Here is a 20,369-nt window from a genome sequence, read left to right as displayed (position 1 = left end):
ATTTCAAAAAAAATACGATGCTAGATTTAACTCTTTTATTTTAATAGTTGATTCGATCTACTACCAGTTTTGTTACTTTGAAAACAAGTGTAATTAAATCAAAAAGATTATTGCCTTTTTACCAGTTTCTATCTAACATTTTTTAATTGGAAGAACCCTTTTAAATACACTTTTGCTCGCTCAACCGCCTATCTTTGTCTATATTAACTTCAAGCTGCAGAACATCGTTCTGACGAATATGGGTTTCCTACCTATTTTTTAGACTCTCCGCCAAAAGGTTTATACGACACCTACATTATACTTATTATTGGAAATGGCCCCTATGATCTTTCATATTTAATAATTTCATCTTTATTTACAGAGAAATGCATACACATAGGAGACTTGAAAAATCGATTCTTTAATGTAACCTTTTTAATTTGATAGGATTAAAATAACTTATTAAAGTTGAACACTTCCTTTCAAAATGGATAATATTTATACCTTGGAATTAAGCAGAAATACATCTTTTATCCATTGTAGTCTGGTAATTAGACCAATTTGATGTCATTACAAAGAAATTTTGAACTTCATTTATTTTTTAGTAGACATCTTAATTCTTGAGATAGAATTTTCGATTTTCTATGTTTTCTATACAAAAGAAAATTCCTCTTATCTCCCCCTTTCATAACAACTTAAGTAAAGATTCCGTCATAAACGCGTCATTACTCTTTGTAATTCTTCAAGCTTTACAACAAACTGCTACGTGCACTTTTCTGAAACTTGGAAATCGGCTTTATTAATTTCGTTTTTATTATCAATGGTGCCAGGAGATGATTTAATAATTTTAGACTTTTTTGCTGGAAGTGGATCAACAGCGGCAGCCTTAAGATGTTAAGTGGTGGGTGAAACTTTCTCTTATTAAAATTGCTAACATTAAAAAAAAACGGGCTGTTGGGGTGAGTGGCTGCACTTTTTACTTTTGGGCAATAGGGGGCTTCTCAATTCCTAATAAAAGGAACTGCATCTTTTATAAGCTGTTAAAAAACACAAAACAAAACCATCCACATGGGATGGCTTGTCTGTTATAAGAGATGATGTTCTTTAATGTTTTAATTTCAGCCTGTTTGACTTACTTCTACGGCCTGTTGCCAACTTGGATAGTAATACAAAGCACTCCTCATTAAATCAGGATAAAGTTGTTTTACCTCTTTTTTCTTTAGAGATTGACCTTCTTGCTGTAAATTCTGGATCTGAGTAATGACTTCCTTTGATGTTAATGGCACATTCATTCTTCATTCCTCCAAGTTCACATTATTATCTTTCCCATTGGCTAACAACTGTAAACAAATGGACATATTCATTGCCCTTATGTACAGCTCAATACCCGGCTAAGCCGGATAATCCCGAAACGGGAGTATTGAATATCTTAGCCAAAAGTAATGAACAAAGTATGAATGAATTGTTAAGGTAGTGTTTAACTTGTGTAACTTTTCTGAGACCATATAAATTAAACCGCTCATAGTGAGCGTTTCAGCCTGTCGAGAAATTCGGAAAAATCGAGTTTATCGGCGTTCTGCAGCTAGTCAAATGCTAGTTTTTTTCTTTAGAAATAACTATAAAAAGCCCTGATTGGAAATTTTAAAAATGGCTTTGGTTGGCAGCAACAGAATGTAAGAAAGGGGAAAAGCATCCATTCCAACATTCTGTACGTGTCGCCTCGGCATTAAATGGTCCGATAAACACGGACTGTTCGTCTATCGCCTACATTCCGTAGGTTCCTGTTCCATTTACGGCAGGCTGCCGTACCAAACGAGCCGAAAACCTTTAAAACCTTGGGCTCTTATTTTATTATGAGAGGTCAACAATACCAGCTGATATCAAATGAAATGAACATTCTTGTAATCAAAAAAGATGGGACGAAATCCTCATGTAGCCGATGAAAGAGGGTTTCGCGGTAAAGGACTATATATTGAAATTCGAAGATATCGTGAAGAAGAGAATTATAAATTGATCACCCATATCCCCTGCGAAACGCATTATGACATTATTCGTTTTCTTTTAAAGGATATTGTGGATGTTCCCGGTTTTAGTCAGAAGGAAGTCACTTCAACTATTCGTAAAATAAATAGATTGTGTTTCGGCAATCGAGAATTTATTTAAGTATAAATTGTACATAGGTTTTCATTTCAATTAATTCAACCAAAGTACAGTTGAGTAGAATTTACATAAGGCACAAAAGATAATAACACCAGTTTTCTCCATCCGTGTTCAACTCCTGTCATCTAACTGAGTAATAACCAAGAAAATGGACTGCTGCAACAGTCCATCTTATGCTGTAATCAATTTCGGTAAAGTCAATTTCAGTGAATGGTGATTGTTTCTTCAAACCGACTGCATCACTTGCATAAACCTTCCCATCCGCTCCAGCACCTTCTCCAAATCGACGAGCGAGGTTGCATATGAGCAGCGAATAAAGCCCTCTCCGCCTGATCCGAATACATGTCCCGGAACGACCGCCACCTTCGCTTCCTCCAGCAGCCGAAGAGCAAATTGCTCAGATGACATGCCAGAAGAAGCAATTGAAGGGAAGGCATAGAAAGCCCCCTCAGGCTCGTGACAGGCCAGACCAATTGCATTCATGCCGGCTACAAACAGCTTGCGGCGTTCATTGTAGCTCGCCATCATCTCATCCTTGGCAGCCAAGCCATGACGCAAAGATTCGAGAGCGGCGATTTGAGCAATGGTAGGCGCGCACATGGCCGTGTACTGGTGGATCTTCAGCATGCCGGCTATCAACTCGCGCGGGCCGCAAGTATAGCCTACCCGCCAGCCTGTCATTGCGAACGCTTTGGAAAAGCCGCCGATGACAATCGTACGCTCCTTCATTCCTGGCAAGGAAGCGATACTTACATGCTTTCTCCCATAAGTTAGCTCGGCATAAACTTCATCCGAAATGACAACCAAATTATGTTTGATAATGAGCTCTAAAATCGGTAGCCAATCTTGCTCCGTCATAACTGTTCCGGTTGGATTACACGGATAATTAATCATCAGAGCCTTTGAATGAGGCGTAATCGAAGCTTGCAGCGCTTGCGGGGTCAGCTTGAACTGCTCCTCCACCGTAGTCACCACCTCCACGATTTTTCCGCCATGCAGATGAGTAATCGGTTCATAGGCAATATAGCTTGGAGCCGGAATCAGCACCTCATCACCAGGATTGATCACTGCCCGCAGCGCTAGGTCGACGGCTTCACTGCTCCCTACCGTCACTATGATTTCCTGCTCAGGGTCGTAGGGAAGCGCAAAGCTGCTTGCAAAATAAGCCGAAAGCTCCTCCCGCAGCTCCTTCAAGCCGGCATTTGAGGTATACTTCGTCTGCCCTTCACGCAATGCCTGAATGCAAGCTTCACGTACCCTTTCCGGTGTAACAAAATCTGGCTCTCCGACTCCAAGGGCGATTGTATCTCCTCCTGCTACATTCAAATCAAAATAAGCGCGAATTCCCGATGGACGAATATCCCGTACACGCGAGGATAAAAAACTCCCTGTATCCTCTTCACTAAACATATTACATCATCCCCCATTTCTGTTTCCGTCAGAACACCACAACTGTATATGGAATGCCCAGTACTCCAGCACCCTTTGCTCGATCACAATTGGAGCTTCCGACCGCCGTTATTTTCCGATGGCTGTTGCCTAAGGGTAAAGGAGAACGCTGACGCTTCTCCAGAACAATTCCTTCTCTATAGTTCTTTTTTAATCGTTATACCTAAAGAAAGCTACGGGCCTGTTTGCCGATTATCTGAATACCCCGCACGATATTTTCATCCGTTACTCGTGAAAAACCAAGCCGCAATGTATTCGTCCCTTCGCCTTCATGAATAAAAAACTTATCTCCCGGTGTAAAAATAACACCCCGTTCTGTGCAAGCTTCTAGCAGCTGGCGTGTATTAACGCCTGACGGGAAGGTAAGGAACAAATGCAGGCCCCCATCGCCAGACAGTTGCGCCTCAGGGAGATGTGCTTCACAGCATGCCTTCGTCAACTCATATTTGCGCTTATATTCCAACCGTGCTTTTTTTACATATTTATCGAAATTGCCATTGAGCAAATATTGAAATAATATTGACTGATCGATTGTGGATGTATGAATGGTGCGTGCACGCTTAATGCTTTCCAGATTATCAATCAACGCTCGGTCTCCAAACACCCACCCCACTCGCAAGCCAGGGAACAGTACTTTGGAGAAGCTGCCGATATAGATTACTCCGTTCCCTTTCCCTGTTGTCGCTATTAATGGCGCAACGTGCGCTCCCGAGTAGCGCAACTCCTCATTAAATCCATCCTCGATCACCGGAATCTGATAGCGCGTCATTAATTTCATAACGGCGCTGCGCTTTGCTGGCGACATTACGATGCCTGTAGGATTGTGATATGAAGGAGTCAAATAGGCCAGATCGAAGCTGTTTGTCTGCTTCTGCAATACCGCCTCAAGCTGTTCCACATCAATACCGTCACGCTCCATCGGAATGCCGGTAATCTCAAATCCTTGCAGCTTCAAATTATTGATCGCTGTATGATGAGTCGGATTTTCACAAATAGCCGCTCTGTGGTGCGAAGAAGGGCGCAGTGCCGACAACACAATGTCAAATCCTTCTGTAAACCCGCTTGTAATCAGCATATCCTTGCCGCTTATATCGACGCCCTTATTCTCCATATAACGCATCAGGTATTCAATCAGCGGCTTGTAGCCCTTGGCATAGCCGTAGTTAAGCAGAACCTGCCCTTCGATTGCCATCCGATCCATAAAGGCTCTCTTTACGTCCCCTAGATCAAACAGCTGCTCATCCGGAGCGATGCTTGTGAACGAGATGGTTCCTTTTTTGGCGCGAATACCCTTCTTCATCATATCCATCTCTACAGCTGATAGAGCATACTCGTTCATTCTTGCCTTCCAGTCGATCTGCCAGACGGCGGAGCCGTCAGCTCCTCCGTTATCTGTAGCCAAATGGCCCACCATAGCTGCCACATAGCTGCCTTTGCCAGGAATTGCATACGTAAATCCGTCATCCTCCAGGCCTTCATAGGCTGCAATGACTGTATTGCGGCTCACCTTTAGCAGACCGCTCATTTCTCGTGTGGAGGGTAGCTTCTGATCCGCCTGAAACAACCCTTTTAACATTAACCGTTTGACATATTCTTTCACTTGTATCGCGACCGGACGGTCACCGACAATCTTGAAATCCTGGAACATCTTTCATCGCCCCCATCTTAATATGGCATAGGAGACGAGAGAAAAAAAGAACCACCGCACTGGATTTTTCATCCTTCGGTGGTTCCTTCTTCCTTCGCTTCATAAGCTATCTAGATTAAACCCAATTCTAATTAAGTAAAATTTATATAAGGCCCTAAGGAAGAACAGAACTAATTCGTGATACTGCCCTTCAACCATACTGATTAGTGGATGATATGAACACTTCCATCATCCATGATTTGAATTTCTAACCAGTGTTCTTACCACTTTTCTTTTCATGAAAAATCTTAGTTCATCCATACTTTTTTAATTCTCAACTTGTAAGGAATAATCCCATCTAAAGTACTCACCCATGCATATCCAACAAGTTCACTCACTTTTGTTTATTCCTGTCTAAAAGATATATAACTTTCTGTACAACTATTATAGAAAAACCTTTAGATGGGGAAAAAATAAGAAAAATAAGAAAATGTCACTTTTACGAGGTAATTTACACTTATTTTAAGTGCTATTTTGCACTATAAATAAATACCAAAAGCCCAATTTCTCAACATTAAAATTGAGAAATTGGACTTTTATCATTACTACGGATTAGCGCTCGTTTATGGAAGATCATTATTGAAGCAATGCATCCGGCTGTTGATTTTCCTTCCAACTCATATCTATTCTTTTCAAGTATCTTTGCAGAGCTAACATTCGCATGAACTACCGTGACATAGAGTTTATGAAGATTAAGTGATTTAAATACCAATATTCATCATCATTAAAACGATTAGATTCGTTTAGATTTAATCAAAACCATGATCCAATAATAGGATATCGAAAATGACGCCCATTAATGGCTTTAACAATTCCAACAATCGGAGCTATTATAGCAATGAGTCCAAAAATAATGAGGAATGGAATCCCGATTAATATCCAAGAAAAAAAAGCAGACACTGAGATTAAAATACCGATCACAATATGAAATACCAAAGCCTGTAAGGATAAGCTTTTAATTTCTCGATCTGAAATAATAAAATATGTGATAATGGGAACTAGTATAGGTGCAAACCAAGTACTAGCATGAATCAATATTTTGAATCCCTTATTTTCCATTTAAAATTTACTCCTCTTTGTATCGTAATATTCTAACCAAACCTTTATTCATTAATCATTATAAAGTTTTGGTTAGAATATTACATCAGGCTATGAACTAAATCGTTATACGACTGTGGTCGTAGTCCAACTCAAAATTCCAGTATGCCAACTATTCTTTTTAAATATCTATAAATTTAATAATTCGTGAAATAAATATTATACGAATTATTGATAAATACCAGTTTAATAATTTTTTCCCTCAGGCGAATTCTCAAAAGGTATTTAGTAAGAGGTCTTTCAACCCTGTAATTGGTAAAATATGATATAATATGTAAAAATCTTAGTACAGAGGTGCTACGTGAATTTAAATAACACATAATTTACCGGATAAGCAAGAAGGAAATCCATTAATAAATTAATTCCACCAATTTGCTTGAATTTCCTAAATGTGAGATGAAAAATCCACAAAGTTCCTGCAAAGAATGAACCAAATACATAAGCGAAATCATTAAGGACTGTGGTAGTCTTGTTCCCCTTAACAATCCAAAATTGATATGAATTGATAAAGCTGATTACGGCCATTAGAATTTACCACATCTGCCATCTATTGTACCAGTCTTTGACAAGTAATTTACCACACTTTTCCAACTTCTAACCAACTCGAGGCTTATCTAATTCACTATTTTATAAGGTAAGGGTAGTATCAGGAAATTGGTGATTTATAACGTTATGGAAATCAAATATAAAAAGCCTAATCTCTCGGTGTTGTAAGGGAGAAATTAGGCTATAGTTACTTCACAAAAGCGCCCGATTATAGAATAAAAGGCTTAAATTTATTAAACAGTATGTTCGATCTACGACACAACAACTTTTTCTTAAACTATGCCTATGTTAAAGCTTAATGTTGATTTTTTACTAAAGGAAACCCGCCAAATCCTTGTTGAGGAATAATCACTTACACCCATGATAATTCTGTATCTGAAATAGGTACAACCTTTTTCATGCATCTTTCTGGAATTTCAAACAGTTGTGGATGGAAGAGGGCAGCTAGTAACTCAATTCCGTCTACCAATGTGGTACTTGGCCTTGTAAAGTAATCTGCATCTGCAAGATAGACTGCTTTGTTTTTTACTGCAGTCAATTCGCTCCATCCCGGTTTACTTGTTAGCTGATCGATTTCCTTAATAGATCGTTCCACCTGAAAACCACAAGGTGCGATAACCAATACTTCTGGATCATATTGTTGTACTTTTTCCCAAGGAGTCACTACAGAGTAACCTGCAGGATTGGACAACATATCCACTCCACCCGCCAAAGAGATTTGGTCAGGAATCCAATGCCCACAATTATAAATGGGATCTAACCATTCCATAACCATCACTCTTTTTGGTTCTGCTTGATGTTCACGAAGTTTATCAGTAATTGCACGTACTCTCTTATGTAAGGAAGCTAAGTAATCAAGGCCAATCTTTTCTTCTCCTAGCTCCTTTGCAATGGTTAGTGCATTCTGATATACATCCCGTAGCCTTCGCGGTATTAATGGTACCACTTTTGGTTGCTTTTCAAGGGATCCAATGGCTCTTTGAACAACAGATGTGCTAATTTGACATACGTCACATACATCTTGAGTAAACACAAGATCAGGTGCTATTTCTGATAATAATTCCATATCCACATAATATAAACTTTTTCCCATATTTGATGATTCCGTTACAAAAGTTTCAATTTCTGCACTTGAAATATTACGTCCCTCGAGATGGGTGCGAACAACTTTTGGTTTATCCGATGGACATTCAAACGTGACTCCATTCAGGTATCTTTCTAGTCCCATTTCATAGATCATATTGGTAGCCGCGGGTAAAAATGAACATACCTTCATTTAGATTGCCTCCTCAAGTTAAAGTCATTTTCAATTTTTATCCAATCAAACATTTCTTCAGGAATTGATTTCTTAGCTAATATTTAAACGTGTAGAGTTATAAATATGAAAATTTTTACTATTTTATGTTCATTCCAAATGCTCTGATTTTTCAACTAACCTGCGAGTTGATTTAAGTTCAACCCTTCAGAATCTCATCTGTATTTTAACATAAATATCCAGTTCTTTTAAGAGAATTATTCAATAAAATGGCCCTTTGTTGAAGATCATTAAATAATCAGTATCATCTTCATTGAAGGAGGGTGTTCAATGTTGTTCCTTCAATCCTCCCTTTCCACATCTCTGCCAACTGGCTCAGTTCCGCTGTACTCCCCCGAAATCCTGTGGGATCTTTCCCATCAAAAAGACCCATCATCCCTTCAATGATAGAAAGATCAGATCCATTACTTCCTCGATAAATAATCTCCTTTAAAGTGGATGGACCGATCATCGAGCTGTCCAAATTTCGCGAGGGTCTCCCTGTTACCAGAGTATGAAAACTGGGATCAATAAAATCTGGCCCGGCTTTATATCCTTCAACAGCCAATCCTTTCTGTTTAAATGCCGCCATAAGACCGAGGGTTAGTGTTGTCTTTCCAACCCCGCTGCCAATTCCAGCTACAATGAATCAAGGAATTTTCATAATTGGTATACACCTTCTAAAGTTTATTTAATGCAATTAATCCCCTTCTATCGAGTGAATACTCATACGGAGATGTCCACTATATGGATCGGGATATATTGGGATTGGCATACCAAAAAGGTCCTGTACCGTTTGCTCATTAAATATCTCTTGTGTCGGGCCTTGATGAAGGATTCGTCCCTTGTTTAACATAATCAAATGACTGCAAAATCTTGCCGCAAGTTCTATGTTATGAAGAACTACAATTACAAGGTATTTTTGAGATGACAAATTCTTTAGCTGCTGCAAAATATCCATCTGATAGTACAGATCAAGACTCGCAATAGGTTCATCCAACAATAGGATGTGACTCTCTTGAATAAGACAGCGAGCAATGGCTGCCCGCTGTTGTTCGCCTCCCGATAACTGAACCATTGGGGTATCCCTGTAAGGGAGCAGATTCAGCCGATGTAACCCCTCTTCAATTCTCTCCCGGCATGCTTTCGTCAATGCCCCGGATTGAGTGCGATATACAAAACGACCCATAGCCACAAATTCAGATACAGTATAAGGAATTTGATCGTTCATATGCTGAGGTAAATAAGCAATCTGCCTGGCACGCCAATTCGTCCGTTTCTTATGTAAAAGATGGTCAATTTGTTTATTTAGAATGTTTCGTTTACTTTTGTAAGTTACATAAAATAAGGTCACAAATCTATATCCTTCTTAAATTACCCATTATATACAGTATCAGCAACAAAACATTGATTTGATACACCCTTTACTTGAATAAGAAATTATGGACATTAAAAATCAATGGGTATGAAAAAGGAAGCCGCTTAAATTAGACACTTCCTCAATGCTCATATACGGCAAATTCAGTTATTTTTTGTTTTAACCATTCATAAATACTAGTCCATTGATTTGTAAACTGATTTTTTTTTATATCAATCTCTAAAATATGTTCATTTTCACTTGAAATAACATATATAAACTTTTCATCAGATTGACCAAAGTAAAAAAATTCTTCAGGTAATCCGTTTAAATACTTCTGTTCTAATTTTAAATCAAGAGGTTGGAAAATTTGTTCCTCCCTTGTCATTCCTTTTCTTAAAACATTTCTGCCATAAATTATTATATTATTTTCAAAAATTCGAATCCCGTTATACTCCTTCAAAAATTCCTTATAAGCAGGTGGAAAAGCAGTATTGGTGCTTGATTCGAACTCCAGTATCTCTTCTTCTGATAATGCTCCATAGAGGGCATGGAACCATTTATCAGGCTTTTCAGAGTCTTTAATTACAAATAATTCCGTACCATTTTTTAACTTTTTATATCCGTATTTCTTTACTGAATCTTTTTGAATGCCCTCTTCAATTAATAATCTATACACCATAAACACTCCTAAATACACAAAATAACATTTTAAATATTCTGCCTTTGTTTAATTAATACCTTCTTACGCTTATTGAAGTAAATTGCCAGTTAGCAGAACAACAAAACGTCACGGCGGTCATCTTCATTAACCAACAATTTAAATGATTTTATTAATGGATAACCATTGTTTAAACTGCTGGATTCCAATATCATAATCAATTTCTTTATTGTAAATGGAAAAAATCCGTGTTCCGAATGGTTCTAATGTTAATTCGTTTTCTGTGGTAATATTTTGAATCCCATACCCTTTAAAATCAAAGAATACATCCCATATATCCTCAGATTGTCTTTTAAATGCTATCGACTCATAATCGCAATTACCCTCGTAATACCCTAAATGAAGATGATATTTATCATCATATAAAATATCCACTAAGCACCTCTATTTTTATCATTTGAATTAAACAATTCGGCAGATATAATCATCAATCCTTCTTAAAGGAAACTGCCCAGTCAGTTTAAGTGAAAATATTCACAATCTCTTGATTTAAAATTCTTTTTCCATTCATTCCATCTTAATTTACATATTTTTTGCAGGGAATTGTATGCAACATATAGAATTAATCATGAACATTATGATTGTATAGGAGAAGGGTGATAAAATGGCTGGTAATAAACTTTGGTCTCTGCAAGAAGATGAATTAATCGATAATACCATTATTAATCTTCCTCATCGAACAGACATCGAAATTTCGGCAATTTTGTTTGGGCATCCTTTGTTAAAAAAGAGAACCTCATCTGGGTTACTTCAGCACGTAGAGAAACGACGCAGTAAGCTAAAGAAAACTAAAGACAAAAATAAAACAAAAAAAGTGATATAGAAGATAGGTATTTTTGTATGTTCCTCCGAAAAGGTTTAGTTATGAAATCCCTCCTGGGATATAGTTATTATCCTTCAGCAATCGAAAATAGCAAAAAAATTAGAAGTAACAATTTACTGTTATGAAAAAAGTAGAAAGGCCAACAAATAACGGTTGACCTTTCTACTTTTTTCTAGTTTTGTCTAACACCTGCGATTTGTTCCAAGATAAATGGATCCTTTATTTTTTTATCTTCTGAAAACATTAAAATTTTGGAAATGATTTCGGCTGTTTTTGGGTCTTCGTCCATAAATGGAAGAAAAATTCTGCCTCGTTGCTGGGAATGAACAGGAATAATAAAGATCGCTCCAGTAGCCTGTTTGTACACATTACCACTCCCAAGGTGAACACTATACTCTCCAAAAATGCCGTTAATTAAAGCGAAATTTCCTTCTATCCTTACATTATCCAGTTTCATCAGCCTAATGGATTCAGCAGCAATTGCCTTTCTCATCTCTATGGTTGTAAGACTTGCTTCAGGGTCTACACCGCCTACATGGGCGATACTAACCACTAAATCAATATCCCTCATCGTTTCAGAAAATGTATGCTTTGGAATCTTATGAATCTCAATCGGCCTATCCGTTTGGCGATCAAAAAATTCTACTGTTTCCAGGACAGGGCTTTCTATGTCAGAAGGTGACAACCAATCGGCGACCGCATAGAGTTTCACCACAATATTTTCCTTATGATAAACTTTTTGGAGCCCCTCTTCGTAGCTTACTGTCCACATTTTTGTTTTTAATAATGCTGCCGTTTTCTTTGGCTGAATTTGATGACCAGCATACCTTTTTGTACCTGCTCCTGAAGCCAATTCATCCTGATTCGGCAAATATAATTCTCGAAATACTTGCTTAAACGGCTGTTTCACTTTCCTTACGAATAAATCACGTTGAAAGCCACCCCATTGCCCGCTTTCGTATAGATGAATCGGATGAGCGATCAAAATGTCATCATCCGCTTGAATTAAATAACTTTCTCCTGTTTCTACATTTTTAAGTGACCCTGCTTCATAATAACCTAACCGCTTCCCTGCCATTAAAACTAGGCACTTTAAAAGAGGTGCTAAAACTGGACTTCCCATCATATTGGTAACTTCATTTAAAGTAAAGCTGTTCTCCAAGACCATCGAGTGTTCCAGCTCTTTTTTTGCTCGCTTGTACTGTTCCCTTAAATCAGCCTTAATTGCTTTTAAGGTTACAATGTATTCATGTTTATTATATTTTGATGGTACGGACTTTAAAGGCTTGGCATTTTTAATAGTCAAAATATCTGCCAGGCCATTTTCATCGATCACCAGCTGTACAGTCAAATCATCGATCCCTTTTGGTTCCAAATATGGATGAACCTGTTCTAACTTCTTCGCTTCCATTTCCCATTTAAGTCTCGTTACATCTTGATAGCTGGCATTCCTCGCTAAGTTTTCAAGTGCGATATCGACTGTTTTTGATTCGCTTGCTCGCCGTTGGGCACCAAAATTTTTACTTTCCTTTAAAAATTGCTGCAGAAATTCATAACGTTCCAGCACATCTTGTTTATGTTTGACCGGAATCAGGCTGTAACACAAAAGTTGATCTTTATTTCTTTTTTCTTTTACGGAGTTCTTCGTTTCCTCCTGCTTCAACTTCCCTAAGACGGCATCAGCAAAAAGCTGTGATCGGCGATGGTTGGCTCCGCCTGAAATATATTTGGCACACTGATAGAGAATCTGGAATCTCTCTTCTCCTAATTGTCCAAAGGCCTCCTGAAACCAGCGAATATCAAATGCCCCATCCTGAAAATCTTTAGGACTGATAGGTGAATAACGGGCAACCATGGTTTCCTTCTCCTCGGAAAAGAATTCATTGACATGGGCATGGAAATACCAGGCTGCACTCGAGAGGCCATCCCATTGCAAATACTTCTCCACAATGGCAAGCCACTGTGGGGCATACATTGCTGCTTCCAGCAATCTTTTCTCTGATATATTTTTCCCTTTAATTAACTGGCTCAGCTTTTCCTCATTATCTTCATCATGTGGATAACAGGCCTTCAACAAATGGCTAAGCACCTCTTTTTTCTCGGCGGTGTCACCATACACATATAAATACCCTCTGACAAACGGTTCTTTTTCAAGGGCTGACAGTATTCCGACAAAATACTCCATTCCTTCAAATCGTTCAATTTCCCCCACCATTGCGGTTACCTTTGTTGGAAGGTCTCCTCTTTTCAACTCTATGTCTACTATTCTTTTGACAGCCATGTCTTTAATCGGCTCCATAAAAGGGTATTTTTTAATCGTATCTCTTTTTGGATCCGTCAATTCGGATAAATACTGCCTGACATGTCTCCCACGGTATTGGCCCATTACCATTTGGAAAATCACTTGTTCGTCAATGAGTTTTCGTTGATAAGCCCTTGCTAACTCCTCAATCGAAGGATGGAACATGGTATGCCGTGTCATTACAAATAGCTGGTATTTTACTTTAAAGTATTGCTCAAATTTTTCTTCCTTATAGCTAAACATTCTCCCCCATTCCAGCCACGGGTCTGTTAGAACATCCAGTATTCTATATTCACTTTCCGTTTTTTTCTTTGGAAGAGAATGAATCAAGTAAATTAAGATGCCGTATATTTCCTCAAAAAACCGTTTTGCATCTTGGTCTTCAAAAAAGGCAGTAACAAGTATCTTCACTTGGTCTCTATAATCCAACTCCGCAACAAACTGGTTTATTTCGGCGATTTGTTTGAAAGGAAAAACATCTTCCAAAAAGCTCTTTTTCCAGTTATCCAATTTAGGATAGTCATAAAGCTCCCAAGCATTCATTTTCTGAGCGTAATAACGATAAATACGTTCTGAATTGAGGTAAAACGCGATTTGGACAAGTTCAGATGGTGTCAGGCGCCAGCTGTTTAAATAATCTTTCCACACTTCTGATAGTGGAAATTGCTCGAGTTTTGTTCCTCTCCCCATCTGAAGATCATTTGTATATGGCAATCTTAATTCTTCGCCAATATGCAATGTTTCCTTATGGCCTCCATACCATTCCACTTCATACTCGACATGGCGATGCTCATGAATAATATCCGCCAATCCCCGCAAAAATGGTTTGATTGATTCAGTAGGGAGTGAGAAATAATCCTTGAGGCTGTTTATCGGCTGACTGAGTTCAAAGCTTACTTGGCGTTTTGGGTCAAATAAACCAAAGCCATTTTCAGGTGTGTACGCTTCCTCCTGTAACAGCTTATCGATGAGGATTTGTTCCTTTGTGGAAGCATTTTTCCATTTCTGTAATTGATTTTTAAAGGTATTAATTAGTTTGTCTTTTCCTTGCTGGTCTTTGATTTCCGATAATATTTCAAGCGCACCCATTCTTTGCAGCTCTTTACCGCTCCCAAGTAAACGCTCAAGTGCTGTTTCCAGCTTTTCTAATGAAAGGGCTGATAAAATCCGAATCGCACTTTGCCGTAAAGAGCCCGTTTTTAATTTTAATACTTCCCCAATTTTTTCTACTTCGGAATTGGAAAGCTCAAGTGATTTTATCATTCTTAAGGCCGTTTCGCGAATTGCTATACTCCGATCGGAGAGGCAGGCAAACAGGAACTCCCGCTGTGTTGGATCGGTATAATCTTTAATAAAAAAGTGCAATAATGTTTCTTTTAGATTGGAACTAAAACGGTCCTTCCATTCCATTAATTGGGCAACCCATTCTTTGTCCAAATCGTACGCGGTTAAATACAGCATTTTTATGGCGATATCGTCTGTTGAAAAAGTGGTCGTTATCCCATGGACAGCCTTTGATTCAATCAATAATTCCTTCTTGGGCAAACTTAAAAATATCTTTTTAAACAGCTTAAAATGCCTGGTCCGTTCTGCCTTGTCTTCTAACAGCGGGAGCCTGTCAAAGTGCAGTTTGCTTTCACTATTTGTATGAGATGACCAAAAGTTGCACCCATAGTTGGTGATAAGATAGCATTGAAGTTCATGATTGGTTTCGTCCAAATAGGGATATGACAGCTCAAATCTCAACGCACGATTTTGACTTTGAGTTAGAAAAAATTGTGTAGCAGCCTTTTGATGGGATGCCCCATTTTCCATCAGACGAATAATCGGGGCTCTAACCTGTTCTTCTTCGTAAAAGGCAGCCGCCCACAGACTAATATAAAGGCTGTTGGAATTCTTACTTATATGACCTTCCCTGCGCAGCTGTGAATTTGTTAAACATTCGAGCACATCTTGCATTAACTGGCTGGCCACTCTTTTATTGGCCGCCTCCAAATTCAAGCCGGTCCAGACAGAAAGTGCCCGCAAAACTGAACTGTAGCGAATCAGATCATGCTCTAAGATGATTTTTAACAGATAAATTGCTGCTGCAGCCGTACCCTCATCCATGCTTTCGACAATGCTTTGCCGCAAGCCCTCTTGCAGCCTGGCCGCCAGCAATAAGTCCCCCAGCATTTGATAACAAGCCTGGCTGTGGCTCTTCAACATCCCTTTTATCATGTTTAGCGTAAGCAATGCAGTGTTGTTTTCGCCAAACATGATGTCTTTTAACGCTTGAAATACTATTTCATTGTTACGATCAAGCTCGAAGGCAATATAATCACTGATGACCGTTTGATACTGATACTCCCAGGATTCACCAGGCTCCGTTAAATACTTCATAATGGAGAAATTCTCCATATCCAACTCAAATAGATCGGAAAAGCTTTCGATAATACCATCCATATGGCAAATTAAATTAGTCGTTCTAAATGGCCTTCGTTCATAGCCGACGCTATATGGGTATTCATATTTATGTTGGGTGATATACTGAAACAGGTCCCCATATTCTTGGCCTAAAAGAGCTCGGGCAATCTCAATGAACGGCTCGAAAAAATCTGTGTCACGCCAGCTACTTTGAGCCATGAAATTTTTTTTGAGGGCTCTTATATAGTTTTCTTTTTGCTGATCGGGGCTTTTTATGACCTTTAAGATCATTCTGGTGGTCTGCAATTCCGTTCCGGAAAAAGCTTCGCCGGCTTTTTTATCCAGTTTTTCAAAGTAGGCGTTTTTATTGATATGTTTCATGTTCTATCTCCTTTACCACATGCGTCCTGCTAACATCGTCAACTTAATAAAAGTGAGTTCATCATCATCTTGTAAATTTAGAGCTGCATCTAATTCAGTTTGTTCTTCTTCATTGTGAAAAACTTTAAATAATCCGTCTTCAAACGCTTGTAGGGCAGTTTGTATAGCCTCTTTTTTGTCCACTTTTTTTTCATTATATATAAACGAGAAACCAACCTTCCCCCTTTCAGCTTGAAGGTCAATTTCCTTAATCGTAAGAAAGGTAGCTAGGTTGACTGCTACTTGTTTTTCACTTAATTTCTGGATTTTAATTTTCACAATTTCCTCCAAGAGCTCTCTGAGTGTTGCTGGATTTCTAGATAAATAGATTTCCATTTTCGTTAAAAAATTTTTCCTCTTGGCCAAACTTTTCATTGTCACAAAGATTTTCATTTCCCTACCTCATTCGAATAATAGCATTGTTCAAAGTTATCAAAAACGGAAAAATAGCATTATTCCTCATCACCAAAGCCTATCATCACTCCAACAACCTCTTTTAAAATGTTATATTTTACTTTTACTTCGTACATTCCGTCTCCATATCCAGACATTGAAACCGCACCACCTGGGACAACTCCACCCTGTGCATCTGAAGCAACCATATCACAACATGCAACATAATATTTTAATCCCACTTCATCAATCACTATGTCATTGACATTTTTCACTTCAAATGGGATGGTATCGTCTTTACCAAATGCTTTAAAATCGAAAATTCCAGCTTGTGCTGAGTCCACTCCGATAAGTTTATTACAAACATGCCATTTTCCATTTGGTTTCTTTTCTCCATAATATACGGTTAAACTTTCTACGACTTCTTCAGGTGTATAAGATATGGATGCTGTCCAATTCCCATTTTTTACATTGGAAAGTATAATTTGCATCTCTCCTTCTTGATCCACCTTATAGCATGGGTCAGTAACAGTTAACTTTCCACTTTCTACGGTAAAAGTACCAACTATTTTAGGCTTTTTAGTATTTACATTTGGTACATACCAATCAATAAATTCACTTAAAGATGATGCTTTACACTTGCTTATCCCCGTTTTATCATTCCATACATAGATAGTTCCTGCATAAACCTTTTTCTAATACGGTAGCAATGTTTATCACCTTTGATATTTTCACCAATACAAATCATTTCTTTAGGTATATTTCTTGGTCTGAATTCACAATTTTGTTTTGTAATATCAATTGTTAATGCTGATTGTCCATTAGTTTGAATAGGGAACAAAGTCCAATCACCAAATGTTGCTCCATTCGTTTCTAAAAAAAGTTCTTTGAATTCATCAGGAAAAATAGCACCAAGTACTTTTTCTGTTTTTTTAATTCAAGTAACGACACTCCAGCCACTTTTGAACTTGAATTAATCATATTTATTACTTTCTTCATCTCTTCCTCCATGATACTTCTGATTACTTTGTATTACTACACTCAAATTAACCATAAGTGTTTTTCGATATATATTTTAAAAACCCTCTATTTATTGAATAAAATAATGCATTTCTTCATTCATCCCTATTTTCTAAAACCGCAAGCGACCCTTTCCTTTCCGACTCAAATTTCAACTGGGTGCCTAAATTCAAAAAGGTTGTATTAAATTAAGGAAAAACAACTAAAGCAAGTGAGTGTATAATTGTTTAAGTCTCTGAATGAATATTCATGATATGTTAATATAATAATAGTTTAAATTCTTTTGAGTTTAGATCTCTCTAAACTGGACTTAGCCTAGACCACTAAGTTCAACTTTGACCTTTGATTTTATGGATCAAAGGTATTTTTTTGTTTGGATATTGTTGTAATTCATCACTCATTCTAATTGTTGATTTAAATTGAATATAGTTGTCCATTTCCTGACGGCGAATACACTGGATAGGGAATGGACAAATAAAAAAGCCCTCACATATCAATGTTGAGGGCTCTGTGTTTCTTCGTATTCCTTTACTATCCGGTAAAATGTACTCCTAGGCACATTAACCTTCTTCATAGCCTCAACTGCTGTTATCTCATTTTCTTTCCATTGTTGGTATGCCTGTTCAAACTCTTGAGTAATTTTTGTATTTGGTCTGCCAAGGTGTTTCCCTTGAGCTTTTGCTACCGCAATCCCTTCAGCTTGCCTTGTCTTGATTTCCTCACGTTCTTTTTCGGCGAATGCAGTAAGAGGAGTCAAAATGATTGTTTGTATTGCTCGCTTCATAACATCGTCAAGTTCATTGCTGGTGTTAATCATAGGCTCTTTTATGAAACGCAGCTGCACTCCATTTTCTACAAACCATTTGTATTCCTTCATTGTATTATCCATATTCCGTCCCATCCGAGTAATGGAATCAAATACTACCGTATCCCTTTCTCGGACCATTTGTTTTAATAATTGATACTGAGTACGTTCAAAGTTTTTACCACTGGCCTTATCAATGAATATATCCCGTTCTTCAATTCCTTCCTTCCTCATAGTCTCCATTTGCCTCGCCTCGTTTTGTTCTTTTGATGATACACGGACATAACCGAATATTTTCATATGACCCAAATCTCCCTTTCTATGAAATATTTGTTATTAGTTGTCTTAACAATATATCAATCTATCCCAAAAGATCAATCATTATTTCGGGATATCCCAAAAATGTTTTTATAGCCTTTTAAGACTACAAGAACGCTGTTTTTATAGGGGGTATGCAACCATCCCGAAAGGTGTACCTTTTGAAACAGCTAAAATTTGTAAAGGTCAAAGTGTCATAGCTTATAAGTTAAAACGATAATGACAATGCAAAGAAGCGTCTGAATGATACAGACGCTTTATCGAAGTTATGCCGAGTTCTTTGATCAAAGTGGATTTAGATTCAACTTTTTATTCCTATCACTAGACATTTTTTCAATATATTTATACTCATTTTCAAGATCACTTAAAGTTAATTCGTAAAGATGCTTGTTGTCTCTTTTATAAATCCCTGATTTGATTAGTTTATTTATTAATTTTTGTTTTTTTAACTGAACAGCAGTTCGAAGTATATTTTTCATTTTAAGACACCTCATTTTGAAGATATATGATGAAGCCAGCACCTCCTGTTTGCTAGGAGATACGGGCTTACTTTATCATAGCCTGTTTACAATTTAGTTAAAGAAATATGAACAATTCGGTAATATTCTTTCCAGCTTGGTTGCGAAAGCACAAGGGAAACACATAGGAAGAAAAGGACAGGAAATCAAAAGGGCATTAAAACTGTTTGCAGAACGGGAGAAAAATGGATTAAGTGTAAATGACATTTCTAAACAAACAGGCGTGCAATGTTCAACTATAAACGCAAAAGAGAAGGGAGTGAAATAATGACAGTAGACCATCACGCAATAAACAGTTTAAGAGTTTGGTTTGATATTGCATATGAGGAAATAAAAAAGGAATGGAAGAGCAATGAATACAAAATATTTCTGATTGTCCATCCTTTAAAACAGCCTATACCTATCGAGAAGCTTTAAATGTTTAAATTTAAGGTCCTAAATATGTGGATGAAACACAGGCAATAAATATGATTGAAGAGGAATTGGAGATTGAAAAGCATTAGGAGAATCAGAAGTAAAACAAATGCAAAGTGGTTTCCACAAGTGTTGAGAGAACATTGGAAATTAACTTGGAATCGAACCGCCGACCCTCTGCTTGTAAGGCAGATGCTCTCCCAGCTGAGCTAATCCTCCAGTAAATGATAGTTATTTTCGCTATCGCGAAAAAACTTTGGTGACCCCTACGTGATCCGAACCCGTGTTACCGCCGTGAAAGGGCGGTGTCTTAACCGCTTGACCAAGGGGCCTAAGTGTAATTTCTGCAAAATAATAGCCCCAAAAGGGGCTTTAGCCTGGCAACGTCCTACTCTCACAGGGACGCTTGTCCCAACTACCATCGGCGCTGAGAAGCTTAACTTCCGTGTTCGGTATGGGAACGGGTGTGACCTTCTCGCCATTATTACCAGACTTTTTATTTGAGAGTTCGTTCTCTCAAAACTAGATAATATAGAAGAAATGTTGTAAAACGAGTTCAATCAATTGGTTAAGTCCTCGATCGATTAGTATCAGTCAGCTCCACATGTCACCACGCTTCCACCTCTGACCTATCAACCTGATCATCTTTCAGGGATCTT

The 20,369-nt window shown here is 37.9% G+C and carries 19 protein-coding genes, 2 tRNA genes and 2 rRNA genes; 4 read left to right on the top strand and 19 right to left on the bottom strand.

From position 1 onward, the window contains the following. Positions 1–1,097: 1,097 nt before the first annotated feature. Entirely contained in the window at positions 1,098–1,271 is a 174-nt protein-coding gene (locus JOC76_RS02190) for a hypothetical protein (RefSeq protein WP_205175759.1), read from the bottom strand. 622 nt (positions 1,272–1,893) lie between these two features. Here JOC76_RS02190 and JOC76_RS02185 point away from each other — a divergent pair. Continuing rightward, positions 1,894–2,142, top strand: a complete 249-nt coding sequence (locus tag JOC76_RS02185; RefSeq protein WP_239557500.1) for a hypothetical protein — start codon at positions 1,894–1,896, stop codon at positions 2,140–2,142. A gap of 222 nt (positions 2,143–2,364) precedes the next feature. Here JOC76_RS02185 and JOC76_RS02180 read toward each other — a convergent pair whose 3' ends face one another. The 8 genes from JOC76_RS02180 to JOC76_RS02145 form a co-directional block, all read right to left on the bottom strand. Further along, positions 2,365–3,549 (bottom strand): aminotransferase class I/II-fold pyridoxal phosphate-dependent enzyme, encoded by a 1,185-nt coding sequence (locus JOC76_RS02180; RefSeq protein ID WP_205175758.1) that lies wholly within the window; start codon positions 3,547–3,549, stop codon positions 2,365–2,367. A gap of 202 nt (positions 3,550–3,751) precedes the next feature. Continuing rightward, complete coding sequence (locus tag JOC76_RS02175) at positions 3,752–5,236, bottom strand: aminotransferase-like domain-containing protein (RefSeq protein ID WP_205175757.1); 1,485 nt, start codon at positions 5,234–5,236, stop codon at positions 3,752–3,754. 792 nt (positions 5,237–6,028) lie between these two features. After that, entirely contained in the window at positions 6,029–6,334 is a 306-nt protein-coding gene (locus tag JOC76_RS02170; RefSeq protein WP_205175755.1) for a DUF4870 domain-containing protein, read from the bottom strand. A 937-nt stretch (positions 6,335–7,271) separates the two neighbouring features. Then, on the bottom strand, positions 7,272–8,195 hold the full coding sequence (locus JOC76_RS02165) for an ABC transporter substrate-binding protein (protein ID WP_205175753.1): 924 nt from the start codon (positions 8,193–8,195) through the stop codon (positions 7,272–7,274). Positions 8,196–8,484: 289 nt separating this feature from the next. Continuing rightward, positions 8,485–8,847, bottom strand: coding sequence for a nucleotide-binding protein (locus tag JOC76_RS02160; protein WP_307784684.1), 363 nt, complete (start codon positions 8,845–8,847; stop codon positions 8,485–8,487). 66 nt (positions 8,848–8,913) lie between these two features. Then, on the bottom strand, positions 8,914–9,567 hold the full coding sequence (locus JOC76_RS02155) for an ABC transporter ATP-binding protein (RefSeq protein ID WP_205175752.1): 654 nt from the start codon (positions 9,565–9,567) through the stop codon (positions 8,914–8,916). A gap of 145 nt (positions 9,568–9,712) precedes the next feature. Beyond that, positions 9,713–10,249: an SMI1/KNR4 family protein gene (locus tag JOC76_RS02150; protein WP_205175751.1), complete on the bottom strand. Its 537-nt coding sequence runs from the start codon at positions 10,247–10,249 to the stop codon at positions 9,713–9,715. 141 nt (positions 10,250–10,390) lie between these two features. Beyond that, entirely contained in the window at positions 10,391–10,666 is a 276-nt protein-coding gene (locus JOC76_RS02145) for a DUF3986 family protein (protein ID WP_205175750.1), read from the bottom strand. A gap of 229 nt (positions 10,667–10,895) precedes the next feature. Here JOC76_RS02145 and JOC76_RS02140 point away from each other — a divergent pair, with 229 nt between their 5' ends. Beyond that, positions 10,896–11,114: a hypothetical protein gene (locus JOC76_RS02140; RefSeq protein WP_205175749.1), complete on the top strand. Its 219-nt coding sequence runs from the start codon at positions 10,896–10,898 to the stop codon at positions 11,112–11,114. Between the two features lie 172 nt (positions 11,115–11,286). Here the strand turns inward: JOC76_RS02140 and JOC76_RS02135 are convergent, their stop codons facing one another. From JOC76_RS02135 to JOC76_RS02115, 6 genes are all read right to left on the bottom strand, one after another. Further along, on the bottom strand, positions 11,287–16,203 hold the full coding sequence (locus tag JOC76_RS02135; protein ID WP_205175748.1) for a DUF4132 domain-containing protein: 4,917 nt from the start codon (positions 16,201–16,203) through the stop codon (positions 11,287–11,289). 12 nt (positions 16,204–16,215) lie between these two features. Then, a complete protein-coding gene (locus JOC76_RS02130; protein ID WP_205175746.1) occupies positions 16,216–16,635 on the bottom strand; it encodes a hypothetical protein in 420 nt (139 codons plus the stop codon). A 59-nt stretch (positions 16,636–16,694) separates the two neighbouring features. Next, positions 16,695–17,144: a hypothetical protein gene (locus tag JOC76_RS29760; protein WP_239557499.1), complete on the bottom strand. Its 450-nt coding sequence runs from the start codon at positions 17,142–17,144 to the stop codon at positions 16,695–16,697. Between the two features lie 134 nt (positions 17,145–17,278). Next, positions 17,279–17,542 carry an SMI1/KNR4 family protein gene (locus JOC76_RS29755; protein ID WP_307784683.1) on the bottom strand — a complete coding sequence of 88 codons (264 nt, stop codon included), beginning with the start codon at positions 17,540–17,542 and terminating at the stop codon, positions 17,279–17,281. A 606-nt stretch (positions 17,543–18,148) separates the two neighbouring features. Continuing rightward, the gene (locus tag JOC76_RS02120) at positions 18,149–18,760 is read right to left on the bottom strand and encodes a recombinase family protein (protein ID WP_205175744.1); all 612 of its coding nucleotides are present in this window, start codon (positions 18,758–18,760) and stop codon (positions 18,149–18,151) included. 302 nt (positions 18,761–19,062) lie between these two features. Next, the gene (locus JOC76_RS02115) at positions 19,063–19,257 is read right to left on the bottom strand and encodes a Fur-regulated basic protein FbpA (protein ID WP_205176307.1); all 195 of its coding nucleotides are present in this window, start codon (positions 19,255–19,257) and stop codon (positions 19,063–19,065) included. Between the two features lie 136 nt (positions 19,258–19,393). Between JOC76_RS02115 and JOC76_RS02110 the strand changes: the two genes are divergently transcribed. Both JOC76_RS02110 and JOC76_RS02105 read left to right on the top strand, forming a co-directional pair. Further along, a complete protein-coding gene (locus JOC76_RS02110; protein ID WP_205175742.1) occupies positions 19,394–19,564 on the top strand; it encodes a hypothetical protein in 171 nt (56 codons plus the stop codon). Continuing rightward, positions 19,564–19,713 carry a hypothetical protein gene (locus tag JOC76_RS02105; RefSeq protein WP_205175740.1) on the top strand — a complete coding sequence of 50 codons (150 nt, stop codon included), beginning with the start codon at positions 19,564–19,566 and terminating at the stop codon, positions 19,711–19,713. The genes JOC76_RS02110 and JOC76_RS02105 overlap by 1 nt, the downstream gene beginning before the upstream one ends. A gap of 141 nt (positions 19,714–19,854) precedes the next feature. Here JOC76_RS02105 and JOC76_RS02100 read toward each other — a convergent pair. The 4 genes from JOC76_RS02100 to JOC76_RS02085 form a co-directional block, all read right to left on the bottom strand. After that, positions 19,855–19,926: transfer RNA gene (locus JOC76_RS02100), tRNA-Val, on the bottom strand. 41 nt (positions 19,927–19,967) lie between these two features. Beyond that, positions 19,968–20,042 (bottom strand) — tRNA-Glu (locus JOC76_RS02095). Between the two features lie 43 nt (positions 20,043–20,085). Continuing rightward, positions 20,086–20,202 (bottom strand): 5S ribosomal RNA (gene rrf / locus JOC76_RS02090). A gap of 72 nt (positions 20,203–20,274) precedes the next feature. Continuing rightward, positions 20,275–20,369 (bottom strand): 23S ribosomal RNA (locus tag JOC76_RS02085); the annotation flags it as partial.

Origin of the sequence: Neobacillus cucumis, from assembly GCF_016908975.1 — a bacterium.
GTDB lineage: Bacteria > Bacillota > Bacilli > Bacillales > Cytobacillaceae > Neobacillus > Neobacillus cucumis.
This window is presented reverse-complemented; position numbering and strand designations above follow the sequence as displayed.